The 26,945-nt window shown below is 65.5% G+C and carries 29 protein-coding genes; 8 read left to right on the plus strand and 21 right to left on the minus strand.

Translation table 11 applies throughout. From position 1 onward, the window contains the following. Nucleotides 1-395: 395 nt before the first annotated feature. Genes soxR through E1263_RS31250 form a run of 3 tightly spaced genes read right to left on the minus strand, consistent with a single transcriptional unit; the run spans nt 396 to nt 3,197 of the window. Nucleotides 396-887: a redox-sensitive transcriptional activator SoxR gene (gene soxR / locus E1263_RS31240; RefSeq protein WP_132173909.1), complete on the minus strand. Its 492-nt coding sequence runs from the start codon at nt 885-887 to the stop codon at nt 396-398. A 22-nt stretch (nt 888-909) separates the two neighbouring features. Next, on the minus strand, nt 910-1,878 hold the full coding sequence (locus E1263_RS31245; protein ID WP_132173911.1) for a serine hydrolase domain-containing protein: 969 nt from the start codon (nt 1,876-1,878) through the stop codon (nt 910-912). A 29-nt stretch (nt 1,879-1,907) separates the two neighbouring features. Further along, nucleotides 1,908-3,197, minus strand: a complete 1,290-nt coding sequence (locus tag E1263_RS31250; RefSeq protein WP_238161697.1) for an MFS transporter — start codon at nt 3,195-3,197, stop codon at nt 1,908-1,910. Between the two features lie 70 nt (nt 3,198-3,267). On the opposite strand from E1263_RS31250, the gene E1263_RS31255 reads away from it, so the two are divergent. Next, nucleotides 3,268-4,254, plus strand: a complete 987-nt coding sequence (locus E1263_RS31255) for a GlxA family transcriptional regulator (RefSeq protein WP_132173915.1) — start codon at nt 3,268-3,270, stop codon at nt 4,252-4,254. Here the strand turns inward: E1263_RS31255 and E1263_RS31260 are convergent. Then, entirely contained in the window at nt 4,251-5,369 is a 1,119-nt protein-coding gene (locus E1263_RS31260; RefSeq protein ID WP_132173917.1) for a M24 family metallopeptidase, read from the minus strand. The genes E1263_RS31255 and E1263_RS31260 overlap by 4 nt on opposite strands. A gap of 76 nt (nt 5,370-5,445) precedes the next feature. Between E1263_RS31260 and E1263_RS31265 the strand changes: the two genes are divergently transcribed. Next, nucleotides 5,446-6,027 carry a dihydrofolate reductase family protein gene (locus tag E1263_RS31265; RefSeq protein ID WP_132173919.1) on the plus strand — a complete coding sequence of 194 codons (582 nt, stop codon included), beginning with the start codon at nt 5,446-5,448 and terminating at the stop codon, nt 6,025-6,027. A 187-nt stretch (nt 6,028-6,214) separates the two neighbouring features. Continuing rightward, entirely contained in the window at nt 6,215-6,688 is a 474-nt protein-coding gene (locus E1263_RS31270) for a DUF6326 family protein (RefSeq protein WP_132173921.1), read from the plus strand. Between the two features lie 60 nt (nt 6,689-6,748). Here E1263_RS31270 and E1263_RS31275 read toward each other — a convergent pair whose 3' ends face one another. Then, the gene (locus E1263_RS31275) at nt 6,749-7,498 is read right to left on the minus strand and encodes a DUF4389 domain-containing protein (RefSeq protein WP_132173923.1); all 750 of its coding nucleotides are present in this window, start codon (nt 7,496-7,498) and stop codon (nt 6,749-6,751) included. Between the two features lie 65 nt (nt 7,499-7,563). Further along, a complete protein-coding gene (locus E1263_RS31280; RefSeq protein WP_132173925.1) occupies nt 7,564-7,854 on the minus strand; it encodes a hypothetical protein in 291 nt (96 codons plus the stop codon). Nucleotides 7,855-8,086: 232 nt separating this feature from the next. Between E1263_RS31280 and E1263_RS31285 the strand changes: the two genes are divergently transcribed. From E1263_RS31285 to E1263_RS31295, 3 genes are all read left to right on the plus strand, one after another. After that, a complete protein-coding gene (locus tag E1263_RS31285; protein WP_132173927.1) occupies nt 8,087-8,419 on the plus strand; it encodes a hypothetical protein in 333 nt (110 codons plus the stop codon). Nucleotides 8,420-9,168: 749 nt separating this feature from the next. Beyond that, a complete protein-coding gene (locus tag E1263_RS31290) occupies nt 9,169-9,672 on the plus strand; it encodes a hypothetical protein (protein ID WP_132173929.1) in 504 nt (167 codons plus the stop codon). Next, the gene (locus E1263_RS31295) at nt 9,659-10,417 is read left to right on the plus strand and encodes a hypothetical protein (protein ID WP_132173931.1); all 759 of its coding nucleotides are present in this window, start codon (nt 9,659-9,661) and stop codon (nt 10,415-10,417) included. The genes E1263_RS31290 and E1263_RS31295 overlap by 14 nt, the downstream gene beginning before the upstream one ends. 109 nt (nt 10,418-10,526) lie before the next feature. Here E1263_RS31295 and E1263_RS31300 read toward each other — a convergent pair whose 3' ends face one another. After that, nucleotides 10,527-12,221: a SulP family inorganic anion transporter gene (locus tag E1263_RS31300; RefSeq protein WP_132173933.1), complete on the minus strand. Its 1,695-nt coding sequence runs from the start codon at nt 12,219-12,221 to the stop codon at nt 10,527-10,529. 106 nt (nt 12,222-12,327) lie between these two features. Here E1263_RS31300 and E1263_RS31305 point away from each other — a divergent pair, with 106 nt between their 5' ends. Continuing rightward, complete coding sequence (locus E1263_RS31305; protein ID WP_132173935.1) at nt 12,328-12,813, plus strand: pyridoxamine 5'-phosphate oxidase family protein; 486 nt, start codon at nt 12,328-12,330, stop codon at nt 12,811-12,813. A gap of 104 nt (nt 12,814-12,917) precedes the next feature. Here E1263_RS31305 and E1263_RS31310 read toward each other — a convergent pair whose 3' ends face one another. The 4 genes from E1263_RS31310 to E1263_RS31325 all read right to left on the minus strand — a co-directional run bounded on the left by E1263_RS31310 (nt 12,918) and on the right by E1263_RS31325 (nt 16,976). Further along, complete coding sequence (locus E1263_RS31310; protein WP_202869137.1) at nt 12,918-13,820, minus strand: homocysteine S-methyltransferase family protein; 903 nt, start codon at nt 13,818-13,820, stop codon at nt 12,918-12,920. A 114-nt stretch (nt 13,821-13,934) separates the two neighbouring features. After that, nucleotides 13,935-14,867, minus strand: coding sequence for a YncE family protein (locus tag E1263_RS31315; RefSeq protein ID WP_132173937.1), 933 nt, complete (start codon nt 14,865-14,867; stop codon nt 13,935-13,937). Next, on the minus strand, nt 14,864-16,087 hold the full coding sequence (locus E1263_RS31320; protein ID WP_202869138.1) for an MFS transporter: 1,224 nt from the start codon (nt 16,085-16,087) through the stop codon (nt 14,864-14,866). Before E1263_RS31320 ends, E1263_RS31315 begins: the two co-directional genes overlap by 4 nt. Before the next feature lie 13 nt (nt 16,088-16,100). Then, nucleotides 16,101-16,976: an alkaline phosphatase family protein gene (locus E1263_RS31325; RefSeq protein ID WP_132173939.1), complete on the minus strand. Its 876-nt coding sequence runs from the start codon at nt 16,974-16,976 to the stop codon at nt 16,101-16,103. 187 nt (nt 16,977-17,163) lie between these two features. On the opposite strand from E1263_RS31325, the gene E1263_RS31330 reads away from it, so the two are divergent. Next, entirely contained in the window at nt 17,164-17,373 is a 210-nt protein-coding gene (locus E1263_RS31330; RefSeq protein WP_132173941.1) for a hypothetical protein, read from the plus strand. 8 nt (nt 17,374-17,381) lie between these two features. Here the strand turns inward: E1263_RS31330 and E1263_RS31335 are convergent, their stop codons facing one another. From E1263_RS31335 to E1263_RS31385, 10 genes are all read right to left on the minus strand, one after another. After that, entirely contained in the window at nt 17,382-17,912 is a 531-nt protein-coding gene (locus E1263_RS31335; protein ID WP_132173943.1) for an NUDIX hydrolase, read from the minus strand. Next, entirely contained in the window at nt 17,912-18,793 is an 882-nt protein-coding gene (locus E1263_RS31340; protein ID WP_165956804.1) for an alpha/beta fold hydrolase, read from the minus strand. The genes E1263_RS31335 and E1263_RS31340 overlap by 1 nt, the downstream gene beginning before the upstream one ends. A gap of 97 nt (nt 18,794-18,890) precedes the next feature. Then, nucleotides 18,891-19,451, minus strand: coding sequence for a GNAT family N-acetyltransferase (locus tag E1263_RS31345; RefSeq protein ID WP_132173947.1), 561 nt, complete (start codon nt 19,449-19,451; stop codon nt 18,891-18,893). Then, on the minus strand, nt 19,452-20,543 hold the full coding sequence (locus tag E1263_RS31350) for a protein-L-isoaspartate O-methyltransferase family protein (protein ID WP_132173949.1): 1,092 nt from the start codon (nt 20,541-20,543) through the stop codon (nt 19,452-19,454). Then, nucleotides 20,540-21,754, minus strand: a complete 1,215-nt coding sequence (gene tgmC, locus E1263_RS31355; RefSeq protein ID WP_132173952.1) for an ATP-grasp peptide maturase system methyltransferase — start codon at nt 21,752-21,754, stop codon at nt 20,540-20,542. The genes E1263_RS31350 and tgmC overlap by 4 nt, the downstream gene beginning before the upstream one ends. Further along, nucleotides 21,751-22,692, minus strand: coding sequence for an ATP-grasp ribosomal peptide maturase (gene tgmB, locus E1263_RS31360; RefSeq protein ID WP_238161699.1), 942 nt, complete (start codon nt 22,690-22,692; stop codon nt 21,751-21,753). The genes tgmC and tgmB overlap by 4 nt, the downstream gene beginning before the upstream one ends. 23 nt (nt 22,693-22,715) lie before the next feature. Continuing rightward, nucleotides 22,716-23,027, minus strand: a complete 312-nt coding sequence (tgmA, locus tag E1263_RS31365) for a putative ATP-grasp-modified RiPP (RefSeq protein WP_165956805.1) — start codon at nt 23,025-23,027, stop codon at nt 22,716-22,718. An 844-nt stretch (nt 23,028-23,871) separates the two neighbouring features. Then, nucleotides 23,872-24,345: an HIT family protein gene (locus tag E1263_RS31375; protein WP_132173960.1), complete on the minus strand. Its 474-nt coding sequence runs from the start codon at nt 24,343-24,345 to the stop codon at nt 23,872-23,874. Further along, nucleotides 24,342-25,136, minus strand: a complete 795-nt coding sequence (locus E1263_RS31380; RefSeq protein ID WP_132173962.1) for a GntR family transcriptional regulator — start codon at nt 25,134-25,136, stop codon at nt 24,342-24,344. Before E1263_RS31380 ends, E1263_RS31375 begins: the two co-directional genes overlap by 4 nt. 259 nt (nt 25,137-25,395) lie before the next feature. Then, nucleotides 25,396-26,508, minus strand: coding sequence for a DUF4062 domain-containing protein (locus E1263_RS31385; RefSeq protein WP_132173964.1), 1,113 nt, complete (start codon nt 26,506-26,508; stop codon nt 25,396-25,398). Between the last annotated feature and the right edge of the window lie 437 nt (nt 26,509-26,945).

Below are 26,945 nucleotides of genomic sequence, written 5' to 3' on the forward strand. Positions count from 1 at the left end.
CGGCCCCACGGATCCATCCAAGACCTGACACCAATCCAGGCCGAGCAGACTCACTACACTCACCGAACCCGTCTCGCCGAGGCCGGTTAACACCTAACGAAGCCTCCGGACACGCCGGGGCGGCTCACACCGGGCCGAGTGGCGTCGATTGGAAGGAGATTGCCGCCGGACAACGATTTCCCGCGACACACTCCGCACACTCGGGAGCAAACTCGCCGACTGGGTTCACTCGCGGAGGCCGCACCCGCCACCGGGTTCACTCGCGGGGGCCGCGCCGACCACCGGGTTCACTCGCGGAGGCCGCACCCGCCACTGGGTTCACTCGCGGGACTCGTCAGGCGTGCTGCGGTCGACTACTTGCTTCGCGAGCGACCCGGTACGGCGTACCTAGCGGCTCAGGCGCATTGCCCGGGATGACACGGCTCGCCGTCTTCCGCCATCAGGCGTTGCGGTCCGGGCCCTTTGGCGGCAAGAGCGTCGTACGGGTTCGCCAGGGCGCAGCGGTCCAGCGAGAGGCAGCCGCAGCCGACGCAGTCCTTGAAGTCGTTGCGGAGTTGTTCGAGGTGCAGGATGCGGCGGTCGAGCTCGGCTTGCCAGCACTCGGCGATGCGTTCCCAGTCTTGACGAGTGGGCGTGCGGTTCTCGGGTAGCAGCGCGAGGATCGCGGCGACTTCGGACAGCGGGATGCCGACGCGCTGGGCGATGCGAATGAGGGCTACCCGGCGGAGGGTGTCGCGTTTGTAGCGGCGTTGGTTGCCGGCTGTCCGGCGGCTGAGGATGAGGTTCTGGCGTTCGTAGAAGTGGAGTGCCGAGATGGCTACTCCGCTGCGCTGGGCCAGCTGCCCGACGGTCAGCTCGCCTGGCTGTACGTCTACTACTCCACCCACGGTTCTGCCCTCCGACCTCAACCTAGATCGAGGCTAGCTGACGCGCGATCGGCCACGCTCCCGGGGAGGTGTTCGACAGTACAGTCCAGGTCGTATCGGTCTGCGGGTCGTGCCGGGACTTGAACGACACCCCGGCGTCGCCGCCGATCAGCATGGCGGCGTCGGTGTGCTCGTCGAGCCAGAAGCCGAGGCCGTAGCGCTTGGATTCAGCCGGTACGTCGATCCGCGGCCGCAGCACATCAGCCACGGAACCGACGATGTCGCCGGCATAGAGCGCCCGCCAGAAGACCGCCATGTCAGCAGCTGTCGTGTGGATGCCGCCATCCCCCGTGGCCAGCACCGGAAGGTGGAAGATGTTCGAGCGGTCGATGCCGTCCAGCGGCAGGTAGCCGACGGCCGCATCGGCGGGAAGTTCGTCGGCACGCAAGAAGTCGGTGCGGGCCATACCTGCCGGCCGAAGCACCCGCTCCCGCACCAGTTCGTGGTAGCCGACGCCGCTGGCGCGTTCGGCCAGCAGAGCCAGGACCACGAAACCGCCGTTGCAGTAGCCGAACCGCGAGCCGGCCGGAAACTTCGTGGGGTGTCCGCCGAGCAACGGCAGGAACGCCTCCGTGGTGGTCAGCTCGTGCACCGCGCCGACGACGTAGTCGGTGACGTCCAGGTCGCTCTCTTCGTCCAGATAGTCACCGATACCGGAGGTATGGGTCAGCAGATGCTCGACAGTCACATCGTCCGCGATCAGGGGTAGGTCGTCACCGAGCAGCGACCGCGCGGTGGTGTCGAGCGCCAACGCCCCCTCACGCACCAGCGAGAGAACGGCCAGCGCCGTGAACCCCTTGCTGCCACTGGCGATACCGAATCTGGTGTCCACTGTGTTCGGGATGCCGTAGGTCCGGTTCGCCAGCCCGTAAGCCTTGGCGAAGACCTCCCCGGCCTGGTCGATCCTGACCACGCCGGAGAACCCCGACTCCTCAGCAATCTCGTCAATCATTTTCGCAGGCTAGCCGAGGTACGAGGCAGTTAGGTGAGAGCTGCGTCCGATGCCTTCACTCGGCGCCCGATCGCGGCGGACATCAGGGCAGCGGCAGCACACAGACCACCCGCCAGGTACCAGGCGAGGTTGTAGCTCCCCTGCTGATCGCGGATCAAGCCCGCACCGGTCGCTGCCAGCGCAGCACCGATCTGATGCGATGCGAACACCCAGCCGAACACGATCGGCCCGTCCACTCCGAACCACTCGCGGCACAGCGCAACGGTCGGCGGCACGGTCGCGACCCAGTCGAGCCCGTAGAAGATGATGAACACCCAAACACTCGGCTGTGCTGTCGGTCCGAGCAGCGAAGGCAGCACGAGCAGCGACAGACCGCGCAGGGAGTAGTAGGCGATCAGCAGGTAGCGCGGGTCCCAGCGGTCGGTGAGCCAGCCGGACAGGATCGTCCCGCCGACATCGAAGACCCCGACCAGCGCGAGCAAAGACGCCGCCGTCGTGATCGGCATTCCGTGATCGTGCGCTGCGGTGACGAAGTGCGTACCGATCAGACCGTTCGTCGACGCACCACAGATCGCGAAACCACCAGCCAACATCCAGAACGCCGGCCGCCGCGCAGCCGTCCGCAGCGCGGTCAGAGCGCGCAGTGCGCTGCTCCCCGTCGTCGCAACACGCTGCCCGGCCAGACTGCCCTCAGGAGCGCCGTACGCGCGCAGTCCGAGATCGCTCGGGTAGTCGCGCAGGAAGAACACCACCAGCGGTACGACGGCCAGCGCCGTACCGGCTGCGACCAGAGCCGGCGTCCGCCATCCGTAGGCCGCAGCAAGATGAGCGATCAGCGGCAGGAACACGAGTTGACCGGTCGCACCAGCCGCGGTCAGCAGGCCGGTGACCAGACCGCGCCGCTCGACGAACCAGCGACCGGTGATGGTCGCAACGAACGTCATCGACATCGCGCCCGTACCGACGCCGACGAGCAGCCCCCAGCAGAGCAGCAACTGCCAGGACGAATCCATGAAGATCGTCAGCCCGCTGCCCAGCGCGATCAGCACCAGCGCACCGCTCACCACACGCCGCAGGCCCAGCCGGTCCATCAGCGCGGCCGCGAACGGCGAGATCAGGCCGTACAGCATCAGGTTGATCGACACCGCCGACGAGATCGTCGCGTGCGACCAGCCGAACTCCTCGTGCAGCGGATCCAGCAGCACACTGGGCACCGATCGGAACCCGGCCGCACCGATCAGCGTCACGAACCCCACCGCAGCGACTGCCCAGGCAAAATGCACCCGGGCAGGCTTCTTCGTCTCCACAGTCTGTGTCACCCGACTACCTTGCCGTCCCGGCGCTCGCCGAACCAGTGGCCGGAACGCCATCATGTGTCAAGATGTGGCCATGAAGCGTGCGCTGCGATTGGTCGGTCCGCACAAGGTCGCCGTACTGGCCCTCGAGCCGGTCGTCGGGTTCGACCTGACCATCCCCTCGACGGTTCTCGGCGCGGCCAAGACCGCTGACGGCACCGAGCTGTACGACGTTCGCGTCTGTGGCATCAACGCCGGGGAACCGGTCCGGGCGGCCGCCGGCTTCAGCCTGATCCCGGACTACGGCCCGGAGGTCCTGGCCGACGCCGACACCGTGATCATCCCCGGCACCTATATCCCCCAGCCCCGCTACGAGGGCACGCTGCCGGCCGCGGTCGCCGACGCGCTGGCGACGATTCGACCAGGCACCCGGATCGCCTCGATCTGCACCGGGGCCTTCGTGCTCGGCGCTGCGGGTCTTCTCGACGGCCGCCCCGCGACCACGCACTGGATGCGAGCGGCCCTGTTCCGCGAGCGCTACCCGCAGGTCGAACTGCGCGAGGAGCAGTTGTTCGTCGACGACGGCGACATCCTCACGTCGGCCGGCCTCGCCGCTGGGGTCGACCTGTGCCTGCATCTGATCCGCCGCGACTTCGGCAGCGATATCGCCAACCGCGCCGCCCGCGCCTGCGTCGTACCGCCGTGGCGTGACGGCGGGCAATCGCAGTTCATCGAGCGCGCCGTACCGGATGAAGGCACCGATGGAACCTCGCCGACCCGGGCCTGGGCGCTGCAGAACATCGACCAGGAGTTGACGCTGCAGATCGTGGCCGACCACGCCGGGATGAGCGTGCGGACCTTCAGCCGCCGCTTCAAGGCCGAGACCGGCCAGTCGCCGGGCACGTGGTTGCTGCAGCAGCGCGTCCGGCACGCCTGTCACCTGCTGGAGACGACAGACCTGAGCGTCGACCGAGTCGCCGAAGCAGCCGGTCTCGGTACGGCGGCCTCCCTGCGGCACCATCTTCGCTCCGAGCTCGGTGTCTCGCCGCTCGCCTATCGCAAGACCTTCCGCGCCGGCTAAAGCACCACCAACTCATGCGGCCGATTGTTCATGGACTCGACGCCGTCCGCGGTCACCACGACGATGTCCTCGATCCGCGCACCCCAGCGTCCGGGCTGGTAGATCCCCGGCTCGATGCTGAACGCCATCCCCTCCTCCAGCAATAGCGCGTTGCCCGCGACGATGTACGGCTCCTCGTGCACGTCGAGCCCGATCCCGTGCCCAGTCCGGTGAATGAAGTACTCACCAAACCCAGCCTTGTCGATCACCTCGCGAGCCGCCGCGTCAATGGACTCCGCGGACACACCCGGCCGCACCGCGTCGACCGCGGCCTGCTGCGCCTCCTGCAGTACGGCGTACGTCGCGACCACGTCCGCATCCCGCGGAGTCCCGACGGCGTACGTCCGGGTCGAGTCCGAGTTGTACCCCTCCGGAACCGGCCCACCGATATCAACCACCACCACATCTCCGGCTTCGATCACCCGGTCCGATAGAGAGTGATGCGGGCTCGCTCCATTCGGCCCGCTACCAACGATCACGAAGTCCGCCGCCGCGTGGCCCTCCTCGACAATCGCCGCCGCAATATCCGCACCGACCTCGGCCTCGGTCCGCCCCGGCCGCAGCCACTCACCGACCCGCGCATGCACTCGGTCGATCGCAGCACCAGCCTTCCGCAGCGCATCGAGCTCAGCCGCGTCCTTGCGCATCCGCAACTCCCGGACGATCGGCCCAGCCAACACCTGCTCCACCTTCGGCAGCGCCGACCGCAGAGCAAGCACATGCAGCGCCGGAGTGAAGTCGCTAACCGCAACACGCTCGGCACCGGCCAACCGATCTGCGGCCAACGCATACGGATCGTCGCCATCAACCCAGGTCAGAACGTCGATGCCGAGTTCCTCCAGCGGAACCCCCGCATACCCAGGCGCTTCCAGCTTCGGCACCACCAACGCCGGTACACCGTCCGCCGGGATCACCAGCGTGGTGAGCCGCTCGAACGAACTGCCGCCTTGCCCGATCAGGTACCGCAGATCGGAGCCCGGGGCAATCAACAGTCCGGTCCCGGCGGCCGCCGTACGGGCTCGTTCGACGCGGGAACGTAGGACAGAAGCATCAGGAGCAGGCGTGTGACTCGACATACGGTGACTATAAACACGGCCACCGACAGAAATGGTCCTACGCTATTTTGGGGCATCCCCAGCCAGAGGAGCGCCCGTGGGCAAGGTAGTCATGTACAGCACGGTGTCGGTCGACGGCTTCATCGCAGACGAGAACGACCAGCCCGGGCTGCTGTTCGACTGGCTGACCAGCGGTGACGTGTCTCTGGACGAGAGCGGCGTACTGAAGGTCACGCAGACGTCGTACGAATACACCCGCCCGTACTGGGATCAGATCGGCGTGACTGTCGCCGGCCGCCACGTCTTCGACCTGACCGACGGCTGGGACGGAAAGCCTCCCGCCGGAATAGACCACGTGGTCGTCGTCACGCACCGCCCGGCCCCCGAAGGCTGGGATCCCAAGGCGCCCTTCCACTTCATCGACGGCATCGAGGCAGCCGTAGCCAAGGCCCAGGAGCTCGCCGGCGACCGCCTAGTAGAGATCGCCGCCGGCGACGTGGGCGGCCAAGCGCTCGCCGCGGGCCTGGTCGACGAGGTGCGAATGGACGTCGTACCGGTCGTCTTCGGATCCGGCAAACGCTACTTCGGCTCAGTCAACGCCCAGCACCTGCTGGAGAACCCCGACGCGGTCATCCAGAGCAACCGGGTCCTCCACCTCCGCTACCAGGTACGCCGCTGACCCGTCAGGCGCCGGACGTGTCCGCGGCTCCAGGCCCTAGCGGTCGGCGCCCCTCGGCGTATCCGCCGAAAGTACGAGAGACAGACCGTGCCATCGGCCAGGCGACCTCCGGCTTCCGGGCCGATGTTCCCGCGGCAGGGCTCAGCGATCGTGGACGTACCGATCCTCACGACACACGGAGCCCAGGATGAGCACACGTCAAACAACCACAACACTGGAAGACCAGCCGGTCCCGGTGCGAGCCAAACTCGCCGCCGCGTGGACAAGCTTCGTGTTCCTGTATGCCTACGTGGACATTCTCAACTTCTTCACGCCCGGTGCCATCGCAGACATCCTCAACGGCAAGGTCTTCAAGTTCGACCTCTCCCAGACTTTTTCGACCTCGGCGCTGGCCCTGGTGTCCGTCCCGATTTTCATGGTCGTGCTGTCGATGACGCTGCCCGCCCGGGCGAACCGCATCGCCAACCTCGTCGTGGTCGCGCTCTATGTCCCCGTCACGGTTTTCAACCTGCTGGGCGCGTCCTGGCTGTTCTTCTACGGCCTTGGCGTCGTACTGGAACTGAGCCTTCTCGCCCTCATCCTGCGGTACGCCTGGACCTGGCCCAGCACCGCACCGTCGGCGACCAGCCCGGACCGTGAAACGGCTCGCGCCCGACAGTAAGTGTGAACCCAAGAGCCGGCCGCTGGGCCGTCGCGTAGGGGCCCTCCAAGGCCCCTACCGTCAGGTCAGGTCATCAGTTCTGGATCCGTCGAGACACTGCTCGAGCTCACGACCCGGACTCCGGCGGTACGGCGAGGGTCGGGTCGGGTCGGCACCACCTTGGTCGAGCCGGAACGGCGGGTACACGTCGGTCATCAGGGCCGCGTAACCCGCGACTCGGAGCGCCCATCGGTTCATCCCGAGGATCAGGTCGTACAGCGATCGCGGGTAGGCACCAGTGAACGCGAGGATCACGGCAGCGATGAGAACCAGGATGCCGACCAAGCCACCGCTGTTGCCGAGATTCCCTTGCCAGTCGTCCGATCTGTCAGCCGCCCACGCTCCCCCGCCGACGAAAACACCGACGACGACGTAGTGCGGGATCGCCAACAGCCACCACTTCACCAGCACGAGACCCCGCGACAGCTGCTCCGGATAGTCGACCGTCAGATGGGCGGGATACTCGTCGACCTCCGCCAGCGTGAACGGCGGGTACTGATCCGTGCCGAGCGCCCCGTAGGCGTAGTAGGTCACCCGCCACGACCAGCGCAGTACGCCGACGTTGTAGTTGAAGATGCCGCGCGGATAGCGCCCGGTGAAGAGAATGGCGAAGAACGCCACGACCGAGGTGACTACAAAGCCGATCCACAGGAATAGCAGTACGACGTAGTGCGGGATCACCAGGACCCACTTCACCAGCCAGAGCCACCTGGACAAGTGCGGATCCGGCGCGGCGCTCACGTGCACCGGGTACGCCACGGATGTTGTCATCAGAACTGTCTCCCCTTACCTGGTTCACCGAATGAACCGTTGGACACCGGCCAAGCGGCGGCGCGTCAGACGTGGTGACGGATGCTGCTCACTGGGGACCGGGCTGGATACGGTCCGGTGATGTACCGGTTGACCTCGGCCACCGTGCCGTCGGCGTTGCGGATGACGTGGCACAGACCGCTCCATCGGGCGACCTCGACGCCGACCGCAATCATCCGGATCCTGCTGACCCCGGAAGCGAACGGATCAGCGGTATCGCACCGACGTGTGCACCACACGCCGTTCGCGTAGTAGGTCTCGATGTCCGCGTGGATCTCGGCACCGATCACAGACTCGGCCTTGTTGTCCCATCGCATCGGGCGGTCCTCCTCGTCCTTCACAGCGCAGCCCGGATCTGTTGCTGCCAACAGCCCCTGGGCCAAGCATGGAACGACTGAAGGCGGGCGGCCCCGGGCCAAAGGTCCTGATTTCGCCGGGACCTTCGCACAGACGCCGTAGGTCCTTCCCTGGTCGGGACCAACGGCACCTGTGCCGCTGCGCCGGTGCGCAGATGATCAAGGTCACGAGTGCACGGCCCGGGGAGGAACCATGTCCAAGTCAGCGATCGTCAGTCCACAGGCGCCACCTCGATCCGGCGGATGGTTCGTCTGGAACGCCGGCCTGTGGCTGGTCTTCTTCACTCTGCTCTACACCCAGCACCTCGAGGATGTCGCCGACAAGATCGGGGCGCTCCCGCTGCCGGTCGAGGTTCTCGTCTGGATCATCTTCTTCCCATGGGTGCTCGCGACCGCGGTCTGGACCAGCGGATGGTGGGACGACCTCCGGATCACCTTCGTGGCGCTGCTGGCGATCGTGTGGACGTTGATCTCCATCCCGCGCACCAAAACGCCCACCCGGGCCGGCCGCCGGCCCGCGCACTAATCCAAAGGCTGCCGAGGAGACCAGGGCCTGGCGACGTCCCTCCGGTCGCCGGGCCCTGAGGCTTCCGCCTGGCCCACGATGCGCCACCTCGATCGCAGGCCAAACGGAAACTCACCTCACCGGATTGTTCCCCGGCCGGACGAAGAGAGGAGCCACGTCCGGCGGTCCGGCGTCTGTGTGCCGGCGCCCCTTGAGCTGCCCAGCGGTGCCGGGCACGGCAAGGTCGTCGGCAGAATCGGGGATAATCGGCTCGCGCCTCGATGATCTACGGGCGCCCTCGCACGGCTGACACCAAGTTTTGCCCAAGCGAAGGTAACTTCGGCGCCGGGGTCTGGGGCAAGCCGCTACAGGAATCGAAGGCTACGCCCCCGTCCCCCTCGACACCAGGTTCAAGCACCCGGCGTCAATGCACCGTCACCTGAACGACGGCCACCGAAGGTCCCGTACTATCGATGCCTACAGCAACTTTCTGCTCGGCTGGACCGCCCGTGTCGGCTGCCGTCTCCCGGCGGTCATCATGCCAACTCAGATGTCCTGTCAGATTCAGGACCTTTGGCCCTGCTGCTCTTCGACCCGCTCAGTCGATAGTCGGAGGATGCAGCGCTTCACAACCATGTGATGACGCTGATATCCGACAACCTCTCCAGAGCTCCGCCGCCTCGAACTCCTTCGCACACAGGCCAGGGCGCCCGCGTCGCTGCCCTCCTCAATGCACTTCAGGAGTTGAGCTAGTCATCAGCAGACGATCGTTGCCAACGGCCGAAGCACCGCTCCCGCCAGAACGGTCGGGCGCCGCCTTCCAGGCAGTCTGGACAGTCCACGGCAACTCGTTGCGTGCGCTGGCAGCGACGATCCTGAGGAACTCTGGGGCCGCCGAGATGGTCGTGGTCGATGTGATCTCCACTCGGTGCATCGGACCTGGCGGCATCGTCAGACTGCCGTCGCGCCACGAACTGGCGCGGCTGACCTACCTGCGCTGCCTGCGGGCCGGAGCCATCGACGACCGCATCAAAGGCAGACCTGAGCGCGACAGGCCGGACAGCAACGCCGCAATCGCCCTGGTCGAGTTCGGAGACCACAGTTCGCATCAGGTCAGCGAGCTTCTCGACCTCTCCCACGAGGCCACAGCGAAGATGCTGGCAGCGGGTCAGCGCGACACGTCCCCCGCCGTACCAACAAGCCAAGACTCCGGTCCAGGGGTCCAGGAACTGCTGGCCATGCTGAAGGAGCAATGGGCCCATGCCAACCCGTGAAGTGATCGCGGCCGGCGGATCAGGTTTGCAGATCGACCTGGACGTCGCAGGAGAGATGACCATCGTCCGCCCAGCCGGCTGGCTATCGGCGTCGACCTCAGCCGACCTGGGCAACACCCTGCTCCACTGCCTCTCAGACCAACCGTCCGCGGTTCTGGTGGACCTGACGCAGCTGCGCATCGCCAGGATGCCAGTCCTGGACATCTTCACCAAGGCCGCCAGAAGCGCTGCCATCTGGTCCGGCGTTCCGCTGCTACTCGTCGCACAACCAGCCATGGCACGCCAACTGCACGCGATCTCGATCAAACGGTATGCCCAGGTGCATCCGACCATGGACACAGCGATCGCCGCGGCCGAGCAGTCACCGCCACGGACAATGACAGTACGACGGCTCGACAACGAGCCTCGCAGCGCACGGACCTGCCGCCGTCACGTCGCCCGCACTTGTGAAGACTGGGGTCATGGCAGGCTGACCGAAGCCGCAGTGGCAGTCAGCGACGAACTGGTCGGCAACGGTCTACGTCACTCCGTCGGCGCCCTCACCCACCGGCTCGAACTTCGCCGCGAATCGCTGACTGTGGCCGTCACGGACCACGCTCCGGCACCGCCGATCCCGATCGAGCCCGCAGCCGGAGAGATCCAAACCCACGGCTACGGATTGAAGATCATCTCCGCCCACGCCGCCGCCTGGGGCTCCACACCCACCACCACCGGCGGCAAAACCGTCTGGGTCGTCCTGCGCTGACCGGCCGCCCGGCCTCACGTTGGGCAGCCGAGTCGGATTCATCCGTACGACGGCACGCGCGGTCACGCCGGAGCCGATCGAAAAGTACTGCCCGCCGATCTGTCCGCGGCTAGCTGTCACCTGACGCAGCGGTCTCCCGCCGGAAGGCTTCCACGGCGGTGGGAAGCGTGGAGAAGATGTGATCAGCGCCGACCCGATCCAAGAAGCCAGTGGGTTCGAGGTTCGTTCGGAGATCCTGTTTGACGCGTGCCAAGGCCAGGACGATCCCGCGTTCTTCGAGTTCCTCGCGGAGCGCGTCGAGAGCGTCGACCGCCGTGATGTCGACCTCGACGTTGGCCTCGGCGTTCAGCAGGAGCCAGTGCACCGGCGTGCTCGACTCCTCGACGGCGGCGAGAGCGCGGCGCCGGAAGTCTTCCGCGTTGGCGAAGAAGAGCGGAGCGTCGTAGCGATAGACGACCAGGCCCGGGACGGGGCGAGCGTCCGGGTAGTCGTCGATGTCGTGCATACCGGCGATGCCTGGGACATAGCCCAGGATCCCGTCGTGCGGGCGGGCGACCCGGCGGAGTACGTCGAGGACCGACAGGGCGACTGCGACCAGGACGCCGTACAGGACATCCAGGACGACCACGCCGATCGTCGTCGCCACCGCCAGCACGAACTCGCTGCGGCGGAACGACGCGATCCGCCGGAACTCGGGCAGTTCGATCAGCCGGATCGCGGCGTACACGACCAAGGCACCCAGGGCCGGAATCGGGAAAGTCGCAAGCAATGGACCGGCGAACAGCAGGGTCGCGAGAATCGCCACCGCAGCGACCAACGAGTACACCTGGCTCTTCGCGCCAGAGGCCTCGGCCAGCGCGGTACGACTGCCGCTACTACTCAGGGGAAAGCCACGCACGAGACCGGCGGCAACGTTGGCCAGACCGAGAACCAGCAGCTCGCGATCGGGATCGATCTTCTCGCTGCCCCGGCTGGCGAAGGCCCGCCCAGTGAGGACTGTGTCGGTGTAACCGACCAGGGCAACGCCGACGGCAGGCAGAGCCAGCAGACCGAGATCACTGACCGCCAGGTGCGGCAACTGCGGTACCGGAAGACCACTGGGAATGTCACCGACGAGAGCTACTCCCCTGTCAGTCAGATCGGCCGCCCAGGTCACGAATGCTGCCAACGCCACGACGATCAACGGCCCTGGCAGCCGCGGCGTCCACCGAGCCATCACCAGCAACAGAGCCAGTACGGCGATCGACAGCACCACGGGCGCCGGCTTCCAGTCCCCGATCAGGCGGAACGCCGAGATCACCTCGTCCAGCGGCGTGTCACCCTGCACACGCACCCCAGTCAGACGGCCCAACTGCCCAGTCATCATGATCACGGCGATACCGGCCAGATAGCCGACCAGGACAGGCTTCGACAGCAGATTCGACAGGAAGCCCAGCCGCGCCAGCCACCCCACGACGCAGATCACGCCGACCAGCAAAGCCAGTACGGCGGCCAGTCCGGCGTACCGGGCGGGATCACCGGCTGCCAGCGGCCCGATGGCCGTCGCGGTCATCAACGCCGTCGTCGACTCGGGGCCAAGCGACAGCAACCGCGACGAACCGAGCAGGAAGTACAGCAGGAGCGGCGCCAGCGCCGCCCACAGACCCGTCACTGCAGGGAGCCCGGCAAGTTGTGCGTACGCCATCACCTGCGGAACGAAATAGGCCGCCACCGTGACCCCGGCCACGACATCCGCGCGCAGCCACTGCCTCTGATAACTCCGAAGGGTGCTCAACCCGGGAGCCGACCACGCCCGATCAGCCATCGGATATCCCGCTCCCCTTGTTGTCTGGACCCTCAGCTCATTGTGTCCCCCGCGGCAGGACTTTCGGCCCTAGTACGGCATCGGCTTGCCGCGCGATGGTAGGCGGGTGAACCCCGACAGAATGCAGACCACGACAAGCGTCGCCCCGCGCTTCGATCACTCGCGACTGGAGATCCTCAGCCCGGCAAGCTGCCTGGGCCTGCTGCGTTCCGTTCCGCTGGGGCGACTCGTGTACACCCACGGAGGACTGCCGGCGATCCGCCTGGTCAACTTCGTCCTCGACGACGACACCATCGTGTTCAGCACCGGACAGGGCGACAAGTTCCACGCCGCCGAACGCGGCGACGTGGTCGCCTTCGAGGCGGACGAGGTAGACGCCCACCTGCATACCGGCTGGACCGTGACAGCCATCGGCCATCTGTCGACCGTCAGCACGGAAGAAGCCGCTGAGCTGCGGAGGACGCTGCCGCTCCATTCGTGGCTCCCGATCGACGCGCCGCAGCTCATCCGGCTCGGTGTCGAATCGATCCATGGCCGACGGCTGCTGCCCTGGGCCCAGCGCCCGCGACTGAATGGTTCCCCTTCCCAGTGACTTTCCGTAGGGCCCACCTCCAGCTGGTTGCTGGCAGCAACAACCCCCTCGGCGACGCCACCCAAGTCGACACCGTCCTCACCACCTGCGCACCGGGCGTTTAGTCACAGCCCCCAGAGGGCCGCTACGTGCCTGGCGTCGGTGCCGCAGCAACCGCCGACGATGGACAGGTTGGGTAGCAACGGCTTGAGTTGCTCGTGGGTGCTCGCGAGCAACTCGAGGTCGCCTTCGTCGAGTTCAGTGGCCTCGTCGAGTTCCGCATGGCTCTTGGTGGAGGCGTTGCACCGCACGCCCCCGATGCGCTCAGCAGACTGATCTGCCAGCGCCAACTTGATGTGGGCCGGATGCGCGCAGTTCACCAAGAAGTAGTCCGGACCGCCCGCCTCGTCAACCATGGTGATCGCGGTCTGCAGCGAGTCACCTGACGGCAGCCGACCATCCGTCTCAACGGTGAACGAGATCGCTACTGGCAGGCCGGCCGCGCGGGCCGCGCGTACGATCCCGATCGCCTCACCGGCGCCGGTCAGCGTGTACGCCGTGACGATGTCGGCTCCGGCCTGCGCGAAGGCCTCGATCTGCGGAGCGTGATACTCGGCGGCTTCATCGGCATCAAGTTGCCGGTCCGGGTGGTACCCGTCTCCGCGCGGACCGACCGCGCCGCCGACGACCACCTCCGGCACCGTCGCGCGGTACCTGTCTCGGAGGCCGTCGAGCATCGCAATGGCTGCCCGGTTCGTCCGCGCCAACGCGTCGTCGGAATAGCCGAGAAGATGGCCCCAATCGCTGCTCGCCCGCCAGGTTGCGGACTCCAGCATCAACGCCGTCCCGGTCCGCTCGGCGATCGCGGCGTACCCGTCGTAGTACTCGGTCAGCAGCGATCGGCCCTTCTCGCTGTCCAGCAACGGAAACGCGGCGAAGTACGGCAACTCCTGACCGTGATGAAAGATCAGGTCGGTCTCCAACCCACCATCTGTGACCATCGGCCGGCCCGGCAACTGTCCACTCACGCCCCCACCCCCACGCATTGGACTACATAGCCTGTTTGTACCAGAGCATCTACTCCAGTACGAGTGGTCGAGGCTGCGCTCGCAGGCTGCCTTCAAGGGCTGACAAGCAGAGGTTTAGTTCGTCGGGCTTGGGGACTCGGCGTCGCGGGTGACGAGTTCGGGAGTGCCGTGGCCGTCGGCGGGCGTCTTCCAGATGTCCGCACCCTTGCCGCGCTGGTGCGGCAGACCGTAGGCGATGGTCGAGTCGTCGAGCCAGGCAGCCTGGTCGTCAACGCTGCGCGTCTCGGCGAGGGGTGTCTCGACCAGGTCGGCCAGACGCAGCACCGTCAGGCGCCACGTCCGGTCGGCCAGCATCTTCTTGTACGCGATGCGGGTACCGTCCGGCGACAGCGAGGGGCACTCGACGTTGTCCTTGAGGGGGTGCATGTCGCGCCGGGCGAAGTCGCCGCGCATCAGGCGCCGTTGGCCGCCGGCCGACATCGTCGCGTAGAAAACATTGTCGTCACGGGTGAACGTGATGCCCCAGAAGTTCGCAGTAGGCGCGGACGGCTTTCCGTCTACGGTGAACTCCTCCAGGTTTCCGGCGAGTGTTCCGGTGCGGCTGTCGAGGATGCCGGAGCGGGTGGAGAAGCGGCCGCCGTTGTAGGAGTCGCCGGTGACGAAGACAGTCCAGGAAACCATCCGGCCGGACGGCGAGACCCTGGCCCGGTTCGGGATGCCGTTGAGCGGGATGCTGCTCAGCTTCTTCAGCTCGCGATCAACGACGGTGAGTTCGTAGGACTCCGGCTGTTCACGCAGGCAAACGCCGGTTCCGGCGGCGGCGTAGACCCGGGCGCATCGCAGGTCAGACCGCTCGCGGGTGCCGTCAGGACGCTGGAGAGCGAGCGTTCCAGTGGCGGTGTCGCGGATGAGCACCCCCGGCCCGGCGAGACGGACCGGGCTAGTTCCTGCCGCCGGCGCGTCCGTCGCCCGCAGCGCGATGTAGCCGACAGCAACTATCGCCAAGAGCACGGTCGCGGCCACCGCGGTCAGGATGCGCCACTTCACGGCGTACCGGCTTTGAGCAGGCGGGTCGACGCGACCATTGCGACGGCGACAGCCGCAGCCGCGGCGAGGCAGGCTGGGCCGCTGCCCCACGACTGCCAGGCCAGGCCGAAGAGCACGGACGAGACGAGATAGGCCATGGCTTGACCGGTCTGGACGACGGCCATTCCGGTGGTGCGCAACTCGGCAGGCAGCAGCGGACCGGCGATAGCCATCAGTACGCCGTCGGTGGCGGCGTAGAAGGCGCCGTACAGGATCACGATTGTCCAAATGGGTGCGCTGGTGGTGGCCAGGAGAATGTAGACGACCAGGAGAGCCGCATAGCCGCCCAAGGCGATCGGGCGTCGGCCGATGCGATCGGCCAGTCGCCCCAACGGCGCAGCCAGCAACAGATATGCCAGCGCGGTGCCGACGGCGAGCAGTGGGAACGCGGTGACCGGCAGGCCGTCGCGGTGCTGCAGGATGAGATACACGAACCCGTCGCCGACCGTGCTCAGGCCGAGCAGCAGCGCAGCGACGCCGACAGATCGGAACTTCCCTCGCCGCAGCAGTCCAAGCGCGGCACGTAGCGACACCGCTTCCGGTGGCAGCTTGTCGCGCCGGTCCCGAACGAACAGCGCGAGCAGCACCAGGCCCAGTACGGCGAAACACAGACTGACCATGAAGACCGCGTCGTACCCGGCGGCCGAGCCGGCCGCAGCGAGGACGCCGACCGCGACGAGCGGCCCGGCGAACGCACCGAGGCTGTCGAGAGCACGATGCGCCCCGAAGGCACTGCCCAAGCGTTCCGGCGGTACGGAGAGTGTGATCATGGCGTCGCGCGGCGCCGTACGGAGGCCCTTCCCCGTGCGATCGAGAGCCAGTACGCCGCCGATCGCGGCCGGCGCCGCACTGACGAACAGCAAGGCCAGCTTGGCCGCTGCCGAGAGCCCATAACCGAGTGCTGCAACGAACTTGCGCTTCCGGAAGCGGTCTGCAGCGTACCCGCCCGCGATCCGGGTGAGCGCCGTGGCTCCGGTGAACACGCCGTCCACGAGGCCGTACTGGGCGACGCTCAGATGCAACCCGACGACGAGGTAGGCGGGCAGCACCGAGGTGACCATCTCGGCTGAGACGTCGGTGACGAGGCTGACCAGCCCCAGCGCCAGAACATTGCCGGTGAGGATTCGCCGGGCCGGGGCGCCCCGAAGGGAGGCCCCGGCGCGGACGCCGGTGAGATACACGGACCAGCCGGCCTTAGCTCCACACGTCGGTGATCGGCGTGGCAGTGGCGGCGTTGTTGATCGGAGTCAGACCGTAGGCGTCCTCGATCGTGCGCAGGACGCTGTAGTGGTTGATCTGCTCCGAATAGCTGCCCCGCTTGACCCGCTGACCGACGAAGAGAGTGGCGATCTGGTTGACGGAACTTTGGTTGTCCTCGTCGAACGTGACGATCAGCAGGCTGTTGTGGGTCTTGGCCCACTGGGCGTAGGCGTCAAGCTTGCTCTTGAGCCAAGTGTCGCCGGTACCGATCGAGCAATCGTGCATGTCGCTGCACATGTCCGGAATCACGAACGAGACGGTGGGCAGCTTCGTGTAGTCGGTGGGAAAGGTGCTGAACGCAACGTTGCTGGCGGCCGGCACATTGCCGAAGTTCACCCACGGGTTGTGCTTGCGCTTGTACTTGCCGCTGCTGCACCCCGTGTATCCGGTCGACGGCAGACCCTCGGAGTACCCCTTGAAGGTGAGACCGGCAGCGATCAGCTGACTGCCGAGGTTTACCTCACTGGGGAAACTGTGCGGGCACGAATCGTCGGAGACGTCCTGCCGCGTCCCGGAGAACAACGCGATGTAGTTGGGCTGGCTCGGATGCGTCCGGGCGAACGACTGCGTGAACTTCGCTCCCTGGGAAGCCAGCGAATTGAAGTACGGCGCCTGCGAACTGCCCATGATCTGGTTGTAGGCCTTGTTCTCGAACAGGACCACCACAACGTGATCCGGCCGCGGAACCGCGGACACCAGCGGCGCCGACGCGGGCACACCCTCAGCGTGACTCGCCAGCGCCGTCACACCACCACCAGCTGCAAGAGCCACCACAAGACCTGCCGCGACCAGAGGTTTCCTCTTCCACATACAGCACTCCTCCGTGCCGGCACTAGGGGCGGTGAGTCGCCGGCACTGGATTCGTTTCTACCGCCTAGGACCCCGAGCTGGCAAGATACATCGGATCTCAACCAGTCGAATCACGCGGCTTCACGCAAATTAATACACTCTTGAATGCACAATGACATATCACTCTGGAAGAGATCGGATGTCTTGAGTGAGGTCGGTCCGCCCACGATCGCCTAGCCCGGCGGCGGGCGCCTCGGCTCAGAGGCCAGGCACCGGCATCGCCGTACGGGAGGCCGCGGTCCCCCTCTACGCCTATTCCGACGCGCTCCACGCCCTCGTGCTCGGCCTGGTCCTCGGAGCAACAGTCGCGTTCTCGATCCACACCACGATCGCCGAAGCCCGCCGCTACCGCTACTGAGCGCCGCGTCAGCCTGTTCGCTGGTGCTGAAGAAGCAGCAAGGCGGCCACGGTGTTCGCAGACCTGATCGCTCCCCCACGCACGAGATCAGGAACCTGCTTGAGCGGAACCCACTCCCGCCGCTCCGACTCGAAGTCGTCCACCGGATGACTCACGTACTCAGCACCGTCAGCCCAGTACACGTGATGCAGCACGTCCGACAGCCCATTCGCCGGCTCGACCGTCATCAGATGCTGCAGCGGACCGGCCCGCCACCCCGTCTCCTCCAGCATCTCCCGCGCCGCAGCCTCGACCGGGCTCTCCCCATCCTCAACAACACCAGCCGGCAACTCCCAGCCCCACGTCTGCGTAATGAACCGATGCCGCCACAACAGCAGTACTTCGTTCTCCGCATTCACCGCCGCAGTCAACGCAACCGCCCGCTGCCGAATCACAAAGTGATCCAGGTGCCGCCCATCGGGTAGCTCGACATCAGCAAGATTCACCCGGAACCATGGGTTCTCGTAGACGGCCCGCTCGCCGAGGTTCTTCCACTCCATCAAACGTCCCGTGCCGTGCCACGTTCACCGGTGGAGTCCCACACGGTGAGTGCGCCATCCTTCACGCTGACACGCACCGCGCCACCGCTCTTGATCAGCGCCTCCTGATCCAGCTCAACCGGCGTCTCTGCAGCAGCAGCTACAACAACGGCGTGCGTCGTGGTAGCCACCAGCTCGGGAGCTTCCCGGTGCACGCTGTGCCCCGCAGTGTGCGGAACGACCAGATGCCCGGACCACCGCTCGGCAAGTGCGAGCTGGTGCCGGTGCCAGCGCTGATCGATCTCAGGGAGAGTCAACGGCCGGTACGGCGAGGGGTCGTCGAGGGACAGCCAGCGCCAGATCGCACTGCCGATCACAACCGTCTCGACCGGGCGCTCGGGACCAGGCTCGAAGTTCTGCAGAGTCGCCGGCATGGAGATGCGCCATCCCTCCCCGTCGCGCCCGTCCACGTAGACCTCCTCTGGCTCATCGAGGCCATCGTTGAACGCTGCGTCGCTGGCATCGACCAACACCATCCCACCGACAGACTCCGGCCAGCGACGAGCAAACGCGTCAGCAATCAGGCCACCTATCGAGTGCCCCACGGGCACCCACGGCCCCTGCACATCAGCGGCCTCAAGGAGCTTCCGCAGCTGCTCCGCACCCCAGACGATCGACCGCTCCTCAGACACAAGCGCCGCAGGCAGAGCCCCTGAGTCGCCACAACCTGCCCGGGCGTAAGTGAAGGTCGCCGTACCCGCAGGCATCAGGCCAATCACCGCATCCCATGCAGCACCCGACTCGCCCAGCCCGGAGATGAACACGACACACGGCCCATCGCCAGCCCGGTACGAATAGACAAGCTCCACGCCATCAATCACGCAGCTACTGACCTCGCTCACGCCCACCCCAATCCTGGTTGAGAACCCGACTCCAGAGCCTATGCACCATCCGAGCTCGCCGTCGGAGCCCTCACTGGCTGGCGAGTCCCTCGTCCCATCAACGCTCGCGCCCACGTGGCCAACTGACAGATCGGATCATCACGCTCAGCGGTGGCGAAGACGCGGATGGCCGACTTTGACCAATCTCCTCATATCCCCACGACCTATAGAGCTCGTGAACCTTTCCGTCGCCAGCGTCCGGGTTGACCATGAGCGTGACGAGCGGCTCGCTACGTGTCGCCAGGAGGGCATCGTGGATACGGCGGGCAGCTCCAGTCTTCCGCCAAGCCGAACGAACACCGATCTCCTTCAGAGCCACAACCGGCTGGTCGGTGTACCGCTCCGCCGGCGCCGGGCTGGTGCGCGACCAATACCGATCGCCCTGCTCAATGGTGTTCGCATAGGCATAGCCGACCGGGAACCCGTCTACATAGGCCAGCACCGCAACAAATCCCGGCTCAGCACCATGCCGATCCAGTCTCTCGCTGAAGATAGTCAAGGCGTAGTTCGGAAGATGGAGTAGCGCCGACCGCACGTCGGCGTACACATCAAGGAGATCACCTCGAACGGTCTCGGCCGTCGTGAAGGTGCGCAGTTCGACGTTAGATGCCTCGGTCATTCAGGCCTCATTCACCTGGCCGCTCAGAGACGCTGACACGATCCAGCCCTCGGCGGACCGAGACAGCTGTGCCCGGCTAGCCTCAAGTCCGGGCCGCCCGCCGTCGTACCACTCCCGGATAACGTCCTGCAGTTTCGTAACCGCGGGCGAATCTTCACGATTGCCAAGCAATTGCCCCTCGGCAGTCAGTACGGAGGCGTTGTTCCCGCTGCTGAAGCCGATAGCGGTGATCCAGTCCGGCGCTCCCGTGCCGAAAGCAGTGAGGTTCGATCGGCTTGTGCCCTCGTGACCAACGCAGTAGGCGCGAAAATCTCGCCACCGCGCCGCCTGTTCCTCTTCAAGGCCGCTAAAGGCAACTTTCTGAGAAAAGCTCGGGTGCTGGAGCAGCGCGAGGGTGTCTGTCGGATCCTGCTCCGGCGTCATGTCCCGCCACCCGACCGAGACCCATGCCGGCGAATCGCCCTCGACGCTGGCGTCAACGAAGAACAGCGGGATGCCGAGCGTGGTGTTGATCTCGACCCCCATATCGACGTACACCGCAGGGCCGAGCGTGGGATCCGTCGGTACGCCTTGCTCGTCGATGGTGACCGTGGCATGTCCGACGGTTCTTGCCACCGGCGCGATGTAAACAGGGGTCGCAATACGGCCGCCGGGAGCACATTGCTCAACCCACGCCGCAGGGATGTGAGTCGGTGTCGCCCACCCAATAACGATGTCGTACGGCGCGTGCTCGGCCGCACCGGCATGGCCATCCCCGCTGACCAGCGTCAGGTTCGAGACTCCCCGCTCCGCGTGCAGCTTGCCCGCTCGCGCGGTCAGACTCGGATCAATGTCGATGGAGACAACGTGCCCGCTGGCGCCGACCATCTCCGCGAGCAGAGCACCGGTGTATCCAGTGCCAGTGCCGATCTCCATAACCCGCATGCCAGGCTCAACGCCGGCCCTGGCCAAGTCTCTCTCGATCGCTGCTTGTGCAGTGGACTGCGGCACAGAGCCCAGCTCAGGATGGTTCGTGTAGTGCTGCCGGGATACGGCCTGCACAGCGGTGGAGATCAGGTCGGCGGACACAGCTATCCTCTCGCGCTCGCTCACTTGATCGTTGGAAGCTTCCACGAGAGCGGTCCGGCCGGGTCGCCGTGCCAGACCGTCTGGGCTTCCGGCGTCACGCTGATCCGGAACTGATCGAGCGAAGGGGAACCGGCTACCCGCCACTCCCCTATTGCTGCCTCGATCGGATCCCACAGGTCGATTGCCCCGGCCTGCCGTACGACGGCGGAGCTCTCCGGCGGTGCGTCGGGGATCGCTACCGCGTGTCGGCCGGCGTCGACGACGTGATGGAGCATCGGGCCGCCGTCTGTCCCGAAGGTGAAGACCTGGGCATCAGGCGCGGCAAGCTGGGCAATGAACAGTGTGGCCCATCCTTCCCACGGGTCCAGGATCTCGGGCCCCACATCGGTACCGCGCTCGCTGGTTTCCGCCTCGTCAATCCAGCCGTAGATGTCATCGCCGAGCACTGGAGCCGCGTGCGGACGTGCAGGCATGAAGGAGTCTGTACCGCCGAGGAACACACCTTCAGCCGTACCGTCGCCAGTGACTTCAAGGCGGACCAGCCCGGACGACGCTCCAAGCCAACCCAGCATGGTCGTCAGGATCAGACCTCCCGGACGCGTCTGCGTGATCCAGGAAGCCGGAATGTGCCGGACTGAGCAGGTCGCAATCACCCGGTCGTACAGCGCGCCGGGCTGATGCCCGAGAAGCCCGTCACCAACGACCAACTCAGGCGCATATCCGATCTGTGCAAGCCCCTGCTTGGCGCGGCCAGCTACGGCTGGGTCAACCTCGATCGACGTGACCAAGTCCTGACCAAGCCGAGCACACAACAGTGCCGTGGAGTACCCGGTGCCCGTTCCTATCTCGAGCACCCGACTGCGGTCCTCCGCCTGGAGTTCCTCCAACATCCGCACGACCAAACCAGGAAGCGTCGAAGAGGATGTCGGCGAGCCGGGAACCGGTACGTCGGTATCGAACGCGCTGACACTGCAATTGAGCTGCGTCACCCAGGTCTCGTCGGTATAGACCAACTCCAGTCGTTCGCGTACGCCGACCAACTCGGGAGTGATTGGACGCCACATCGTCTGATGCGGGTCATCAATCGCCTCGAAGAAGCCAGGGATGAACGCCTCTCGCGGCACAGTCTCGACCGCTGCACGCCAAGCAGGCGATCGCAGGTCGCCTGACTCCCTCAGCGCGTCTGCCATTCGCTGCCGAAGTGTCGTCGATCCGTCGTCCGGTTCGACCGTCATCGTGTACCTCGTTCCAGTAGGTCTGCGAGGGCCGCGGTCATTGGCAGTCCGGTCTCGTCCTCCAGCCAGCCCCACTGACCGTTCGGGTTGCACTCTAGGAAGACTGGAGTGCCTTCCTTGGGGACGGCGAAGTCGAAACAGCCGAAGACGAGGTCGAACCGCTTCAGGTAGGCCCTCATCCCGTCGACGAGTTCCACGGGTGGCTCGATCGCCGAGTAGCTCAGATTGTCGTAGTCATAACGCCAGTCCAGAAGGTCGGGGTCCTTGGCCACGATCTTGACGCAGAACACCTGGTCACCGATCACTGTGACACGCAGGTCCGCGACCTTGTCGCATCGAGCCTGGAACAAGTGCATGCTTCCGGCGATCGACTCATCCAACTCCGCTGCATCGACCTCCTTCACCCAAATACTCACGGGCTTGCCATCGCGGTCGTACTGCCCGAGGTAGAGCGGTTTGTAGACGATCCGTCCGACACCCTGTGCAAAGGCCCGCGCCTCCGCGGGGTCGTTGGTAATGATCGTGGGCGGCACCCGGAGGCCAGCCGCGGTAGCTGCCGCGAGCTGGACAGGCTTGTACTCGGCATCAGCGATCGCGTTGGGATGGTTGACGTACAAGCACCCGGGCAGGTCGGCCAACAGCCCGCCCAGTCCGAAACGAGCCTGACTCGCCGCGAACCGAGCGGCCTGAGGCTCCAGATGCGAGAAGTCGAAGTCATTCGGACGCCGGAAGTACAGCGACCGAACCGCCCGCAGATCAACCAGACGTGTGGGAGTCCGTAGCCAGCCACGCCATCCCCTCAACCCGTTGATGTCCGCTGACACGCTCAGGCTGGCCGGGAAGTCCGACGAGTCGAACCGGGCCACCGGCACATCCCGCTCATTCAATTCCTCGATCACCATGTCGGCAGTCGGGTCGTCCGCCTCGGTCATAACCATGACCGGCCGAGCACCGCTAGACATCAGTCGAGCACTGTCTCTTGCTTGGTATCGGTGTCCGGTACTCCGCGAGATCCATCGCGCTTCTCGTGAGTCTGAGTCTGCCGCTCCACGCCCCGGCGAGACCGCTCATGCTTACCCGGAGCCATGACGATCGTGCCATTGGGCAACTTATAGACACCTCGTTGCGTCGCCGGGTCGATTCCGGCCGGGATCTCGTCGATCACACCGACCGACCCGTACGGCTCCAGCCTCGACAATCCCCACGGAGCCGGAGAGCTGGTGCCGAGACGAACGGACGGGCTGACGGGAAACCGATCTGCGAACCTGTACATCCTCATACCTCCTAGATTGATGAAAGATCCACCGGCTGCACCGAGGTTCGCGACTGACCTCGGGATGGAACGGTTGGCGCAGGCCGGACTCGCCTCTCGGCCCGCGCCAACCGGCATGTGAGTCCCTGTCTGAGCGTTCGGGGACCTTCAGGAAGTCGCTTCGTTCAGACAGGGACAGATACGGCGGAACCAGCACCGTGCGGCGATCAATCCGCACGACAGTGAGGATCAGTACCGGTTCCGCCAGCTCTCGGGTAGGTCAATCGCGGGGGTCGTATGGCCGCTCAGGCGGGTATGCCGCCTCGCTCGCCGGAATCGGCTTGGCGCGGATCAGGTCCGCGAGAAAGCGCAGCGCGAAGACTCTGGCGTACGCCTTGGCAAGTGGTGCTCGGGGGACTCTGGAGTCGATGATCTGCCGTCACAGATGACCATTACGCGCCACCACTCCAGATCACTTATGGCTCCGGAGCCAAGGCTGGCTCGTTTGTCACACGCAGTCGACTGAATCGCTGACGATGTAGCGCCTCCAACCGGCTGGCCACGTCCGCCACCACCGTCGAGTCCGCGATGGCGTACTCGTTGAACCACACCCGCACTCGTCGCCATTCGACTGCAGCTCCCCCCTCGCTCGTCGGCGTTGCCGCCGCCTCCTCGCCCATCGGGATCCCCGTCCAGCTACTTCTTGTTGCCGGGCCATCCGCGATCGCCCAATAAGATGCTGGTAATCCTAGGACTACCAGTACTGAGCGTCAAGAGTCACTGACAGACAGAAGCGTGCCCGCTCTCCGGTGTATCGGAGTGCAAGCACGCGTCGGGGTAGTGGATAGCTACGGGAGACCAGGGGTCACATAAGGATCTCTCGCAGTCCCTTGACCTCGGTCAGGAAGCGCTCCTCGGGGATCTGTTGCTCGTTGCCCTTCTGAGCGAGCAGGGGGAACGGTTGCCCTGGCCGAGGGTCTTCCACATATCTCGGGAGCAGGTGCGTGTGGAGATGGGGGCTTGTATTACCAAGGGTCTCGTAGTTCATCTTCAAGGGCACGTAGTACTCCATCAGCGCCCGCGCGACCCTCATCGTCCCCAGCCAATAGCCGGCCGACTCGTCGTCCGAGAGTTCCACTGGCTCAACGACATGGCGTGATTTCCAGATGATCAGCGTGTACCCGGGCTGTATATCAGCGCTCTGCAGGTAGGCATCGACGTACTCGCCGAGGTAGATCCGGGCTCCCCATTTGTTGCGATCGTGCCCCATGCCTTTGCAGAAGTCGCAGTCTTCCCCCGACATCAAGCGATCCCAGTTCGTCGGCCATTGAAATGTCATGCGGGCGGCGATCCTCCCTCACTGGTCCACATAAAGGCGAACTCGTGCTGATCGGCAGCATAAAGGTCGTCCGCCACCTGAAGCGGGCAGTTGGACTCGGTGTAGTCGATGTGCAGCATGCGCACCACTGGAACCCCCGCATCCAGTGCGAGCAGGCGGCGCTCCTGCGGGTCTGGCATCCGCGCACGAAAGACCTCCGTGCCCCACGCTGCAGGATGCCCCAAAGCCTCGATCTCCGCATCCGGGCCCCGCTTCAAAGCGTCCGGCGACTCAAGAATCGTCCCGCCGGCAAGCCACAGCGGGTAGTAGCTCGCAGAGATCACAGCCGGCTGGTCATCCAGCAGTTGCAGGCGCCGACGCACCACAACATCCGCGCCAGCCTCGATCTCCAGCCACTGAGCAATGTCAGTTGGCGCCGGCTCCCTACTCACACCCAAGATTCGTCGCGACGGAACCCGCCCATGAATCGCAGCCTCCACATCGAACACCGGCTTGTTCGCTGTTCGATGCAGGTCATGACGGCTACGCGACGACACACGCCGGACCGGAGGCTGCTGCCGAACAAATGTGCCGAACCCTTTGCGCTTGACCACCAGTCCCTCAAGCACCAAGGCGTCAAGCGCATCCCGGACGACCGTGCGACTCACTCCATAGTCGTTCTCAAACTCTCGCTCACTCGGCAACTGGCTACCTTGCGAGCGGGAGCCTGCACGAATCTCAGTCCGCAAAAGGTCTGCCAACTGAACGGCCAGCGACCGATCAGACGTCGGATCCAATACTGTCCGACTCATCAAGGCACCTCCCTAGGGTCCTAGAACTACCACCGTCCCTGAACGCTACATCGTGCGTGAGATGAAGAACACGAGCGGCGCCCAGCCGAGGCCCGGCGAGCTATGAAGCGAGCCGGAGCGGCGGCCGACAGTTTGAGAGTCGCCACGGCACGTGGCAACGGCAACGCAGGCCATCTGCTCCATGCCGATTCGCGGCAAAGCACCAAGCCCGCGCTGACTTGCGCAATCACACGCGGACCCAAGCATTCCAACGACTTGGCTACCGAACAGCTTCTGCCGCGTCCACTATCCGTCGGCTGACTGCAAGTGCGACCTCGGCGGCGCCGGCGCTCAAGGCTGACGCGCTCACGAGTTCATCTGGCACTGCTCGTATCGGGCCGCCCGACATCAGTATCCTCGCTGACTGCCGAGGCATCCCGTCCGCGCGCCCAACGGAGACAAGGGTCGATGGCTCAACTCCTGCGGCGATCGCAATTTGGGCCGGCCCGAGGACACCCAGATTGCCGATCAACCGCAACAGGTCGGCGACTTGATCAGGCAGTCGAACCGGATCGAGGATCGAACCCAGGCCGTCGCGAGGCAGGCTCGCCCATGCCGAGACCTGACCATCTGCGCCGACTCGGATTCCGATCGTTTTGGACTCCTGCACCTCGCGCCACCGTCCGATCGGCTCAGCGAAGTTGACCTGCAATGAATCTCCAGCACGTATGACGTCAAGGGCTTCGCTGGCCGCCACCAGCCTGGCCTCACGGATCCGGTCCGGCAGGGTCTCTGCAAGCTGCATCATCTGCCGGGCCGATCGGCTCGGCTGTCCTATCGGCACGACGTGCAACTCGAGTGCAGTCGGCGAACTGCCAGTTCGACTGAACCGCGCGTCGTAATCGGAGCGCCAGGTTACCGTCACCGGACCTGAGAGTGGCGCGAACTCAAGCGGACTCGGCGCACGATCGAGTTCGATGATTTTGGCCGCAACCTTGGTCAACAGATCATGGGTCGTACGGAAGGTGTCGTAAAACAGGCCGTCTCTGTAATCTCCAATCCTGCGAACGAAGGCCTCCTGATCAGGTTCAAGATCAACCCCATCTTTGCGGTATACGAGCCGTGGCAGGCCCGTCGCCGTCGCTGCGATCCATTCATCGTGAGTAGGCGATTGCCCTGTGTCCTCAAACCTGTGGCCGTAGTTGGGACCGAGAAGCAGCAGGTACGCGTCAGCTGCCTGGACGCCTGCGATACAAGCCTCGCGACTAGGCACGGCCTGCGCACTGAAGTCCTCGAAGCGAAGCGGCGTGTGTCCAATTGCCGAGATCAAGCCAGGCAGGGCGTCTCGCTCTTCCTCAAGGCCCCGCCGCACACTGCTAATGAACACCTTCATCCATGATTGATCTCGCAGCGGATCGCGCGGGCGCGGTCCGACACCTCCGAACCCTCGGCTGCAGACTCGACTCTTGGGCAGCTTCTTCAATCACCCATGGCCTGTTCGCGCACCTTCTCGAAGTAGGCAGCCTCGCCGGACCCTTGCCGCCAAAACCCATCTTTGTGGAGTCGTACTGCCACATAGCGGCAGTACGACTCCACAAAGCGCGCCCGCCCGAAGCGCCTGAGCGCAGCCGCAGCCACGCCAGCCGTGGGTCGTAAGTGGGGCGCGTGGCGCTCAAGGGCGGGCGGCGTTAGCCAGCTGGTAGGACCGGGGATAGGCGGGCGGTGATCCAGCCGGTCGGCGTGACCGCGATTGGAGTGCGGATCACGCCGAGCACGGGTCGGGTGGGCGCGGTAGCGCCCAAGGGCGGGCGGTAGCCCGCAGGAGAGGTA

The organism is Kribbella antibiotica, assembly GCF_004349055.1.
In the GTDB taxonomy this organism is placed as follows: domain Bacteria; phylum Actinomycetota; class Actinomycetes; order Propionibacteriales; family Kribbellaceae; genus Kribbella; species Kribbella antibiotica.

Excerpts from the sequence above, each read along its gene's own strand:
- E1263_RS31285 (WP_132173927.1), top strand. The coding sequence starts at position 8,087 with ATGTCCAAGTCAGCGATCGTCAGTCCACAGGCGCCACCTCGATCCGGC.
- E1263_RS31325 (WP_132173939.1), bottom strand. The coding sequence starts at position 16,976 with ATGTGGAAGAGGAAACCTCTGGTCGCGGCAGGTCTTGTGGTGGCTCTT.
- tgmA (WP_165956805.1), bottom strand. The coding sequence starts at position 23,027 with ATGTACAGGTTCGCAGATCGGTTTCCCGTCAGCCCGTCCGTTCGTCTC.
- tgmC (WP_132173952.1), bottom strand. The coding sequence starts at position 21,754 with ATGACGGTCGAACCGGACGACGGATCGACGACACTTCGGCAGCGAATG.
- E1263_RS31295 (WP_132173931.1), top strand. The coding sequence starts at position 9,659 with ATGCCAACCCGTGAAGTGATCGCGGCCGGCGGATCAGGTTTGCAGATC.
- E1263_RS31260 (WP_132173917.1), bottom strand. The coding sequence starts at position 5,369 with ATGTCGAGTCACACGCCTGCTCCTGATGCTTCTGTCCTACGTTCCCGC.
- E1263_RS31380 (WP_132173962.1), bottom strand. The coding sequence starts at position 25,136 with ATGAGTCGGACAGTATTGGATCCGACGTCTGATCGGTCGCTGGCCGTT.
- E1263_RS31385 (WP_132173964.1), bottom strand. The coding sequence starts at position 26,508 with ATGAAGGTGTTCATTAGCAGTGTGCGGCGGGGCCTTGAGGAAGAGCGA.
- E1263_RS31345 (WP_132173947.1), bottom strand. The coding sequence starts at position 19,451 with ATGACCGAGGCATCTAACGTCGAACTGCGCACCTTCACGACGGCCGAG.
- tgmB (WP_238161699.1), bottom strand. The coding sequence starts at position 22,692 with ATGGTTATGACCGAGGCGGACGACCCGACTGCCGACATGGTGATCGAG.
- E1263_RS31335 (WP_132173943.1), bottom strand. The coding sequence starts at position 17,912 with ATGGAGTGGAAGAACCTCGGCGAGCGGGCCGTCTACGAGAACCCATGG.
- E1263_RS31300 (WP_132173933.1), bottom strand. The coding sequence starts at position 12,221 with ATGGCTGATCGGGCGTGGTCGGCTCCCGGGTTGAGCACCCTTCGGAGT.
- E1263_RS31270 (WP_132173921.1), top strand. The coding sequence starts at position 6,215 with ATGAGCACACGTCAAACAACCACAACACTGGAAGACCAGCCGGTCCCG.
- E1263_RS31245 (WP_132173911.1), bottom strand. The coding sequence starts at position 1,878 with ATGATTGACGAGATTGCTGAGGAGTCGGGGTTCTCCGGCGTGGTCAGG.
- E1263_RS31375 (WP_132173960.1), bottom strand. The coding sequence starts at position 24,345 with ATGACATTTCAATGGCCGACGAACTGGGATCGCTTGATGTCGGGGGAA.
- E1263_RS31280 (WP_132173925.1), bottom strand. The coding sequence starts at position 7,854 with ATGCGATGGGACAACAAGGCCGAGTCTGTGATCGGTGCCGAGATCCAC.
- E1263_RS31275 (WP_132173923.1), bottom strand. The coding sequence starts at position 7,498 with ATGACAACATCCGTGGCGTACCCGGTGCACGTGAGCGCCGCGCCGGAT.
- E1263_RS31255 (WP_132173915.1), top strand. The coding sequence starts at position 3,268 with ATGAAGCGTGCGCTGCGATTGGTCGGTCCGCACAAGGTCGCCGTACTG.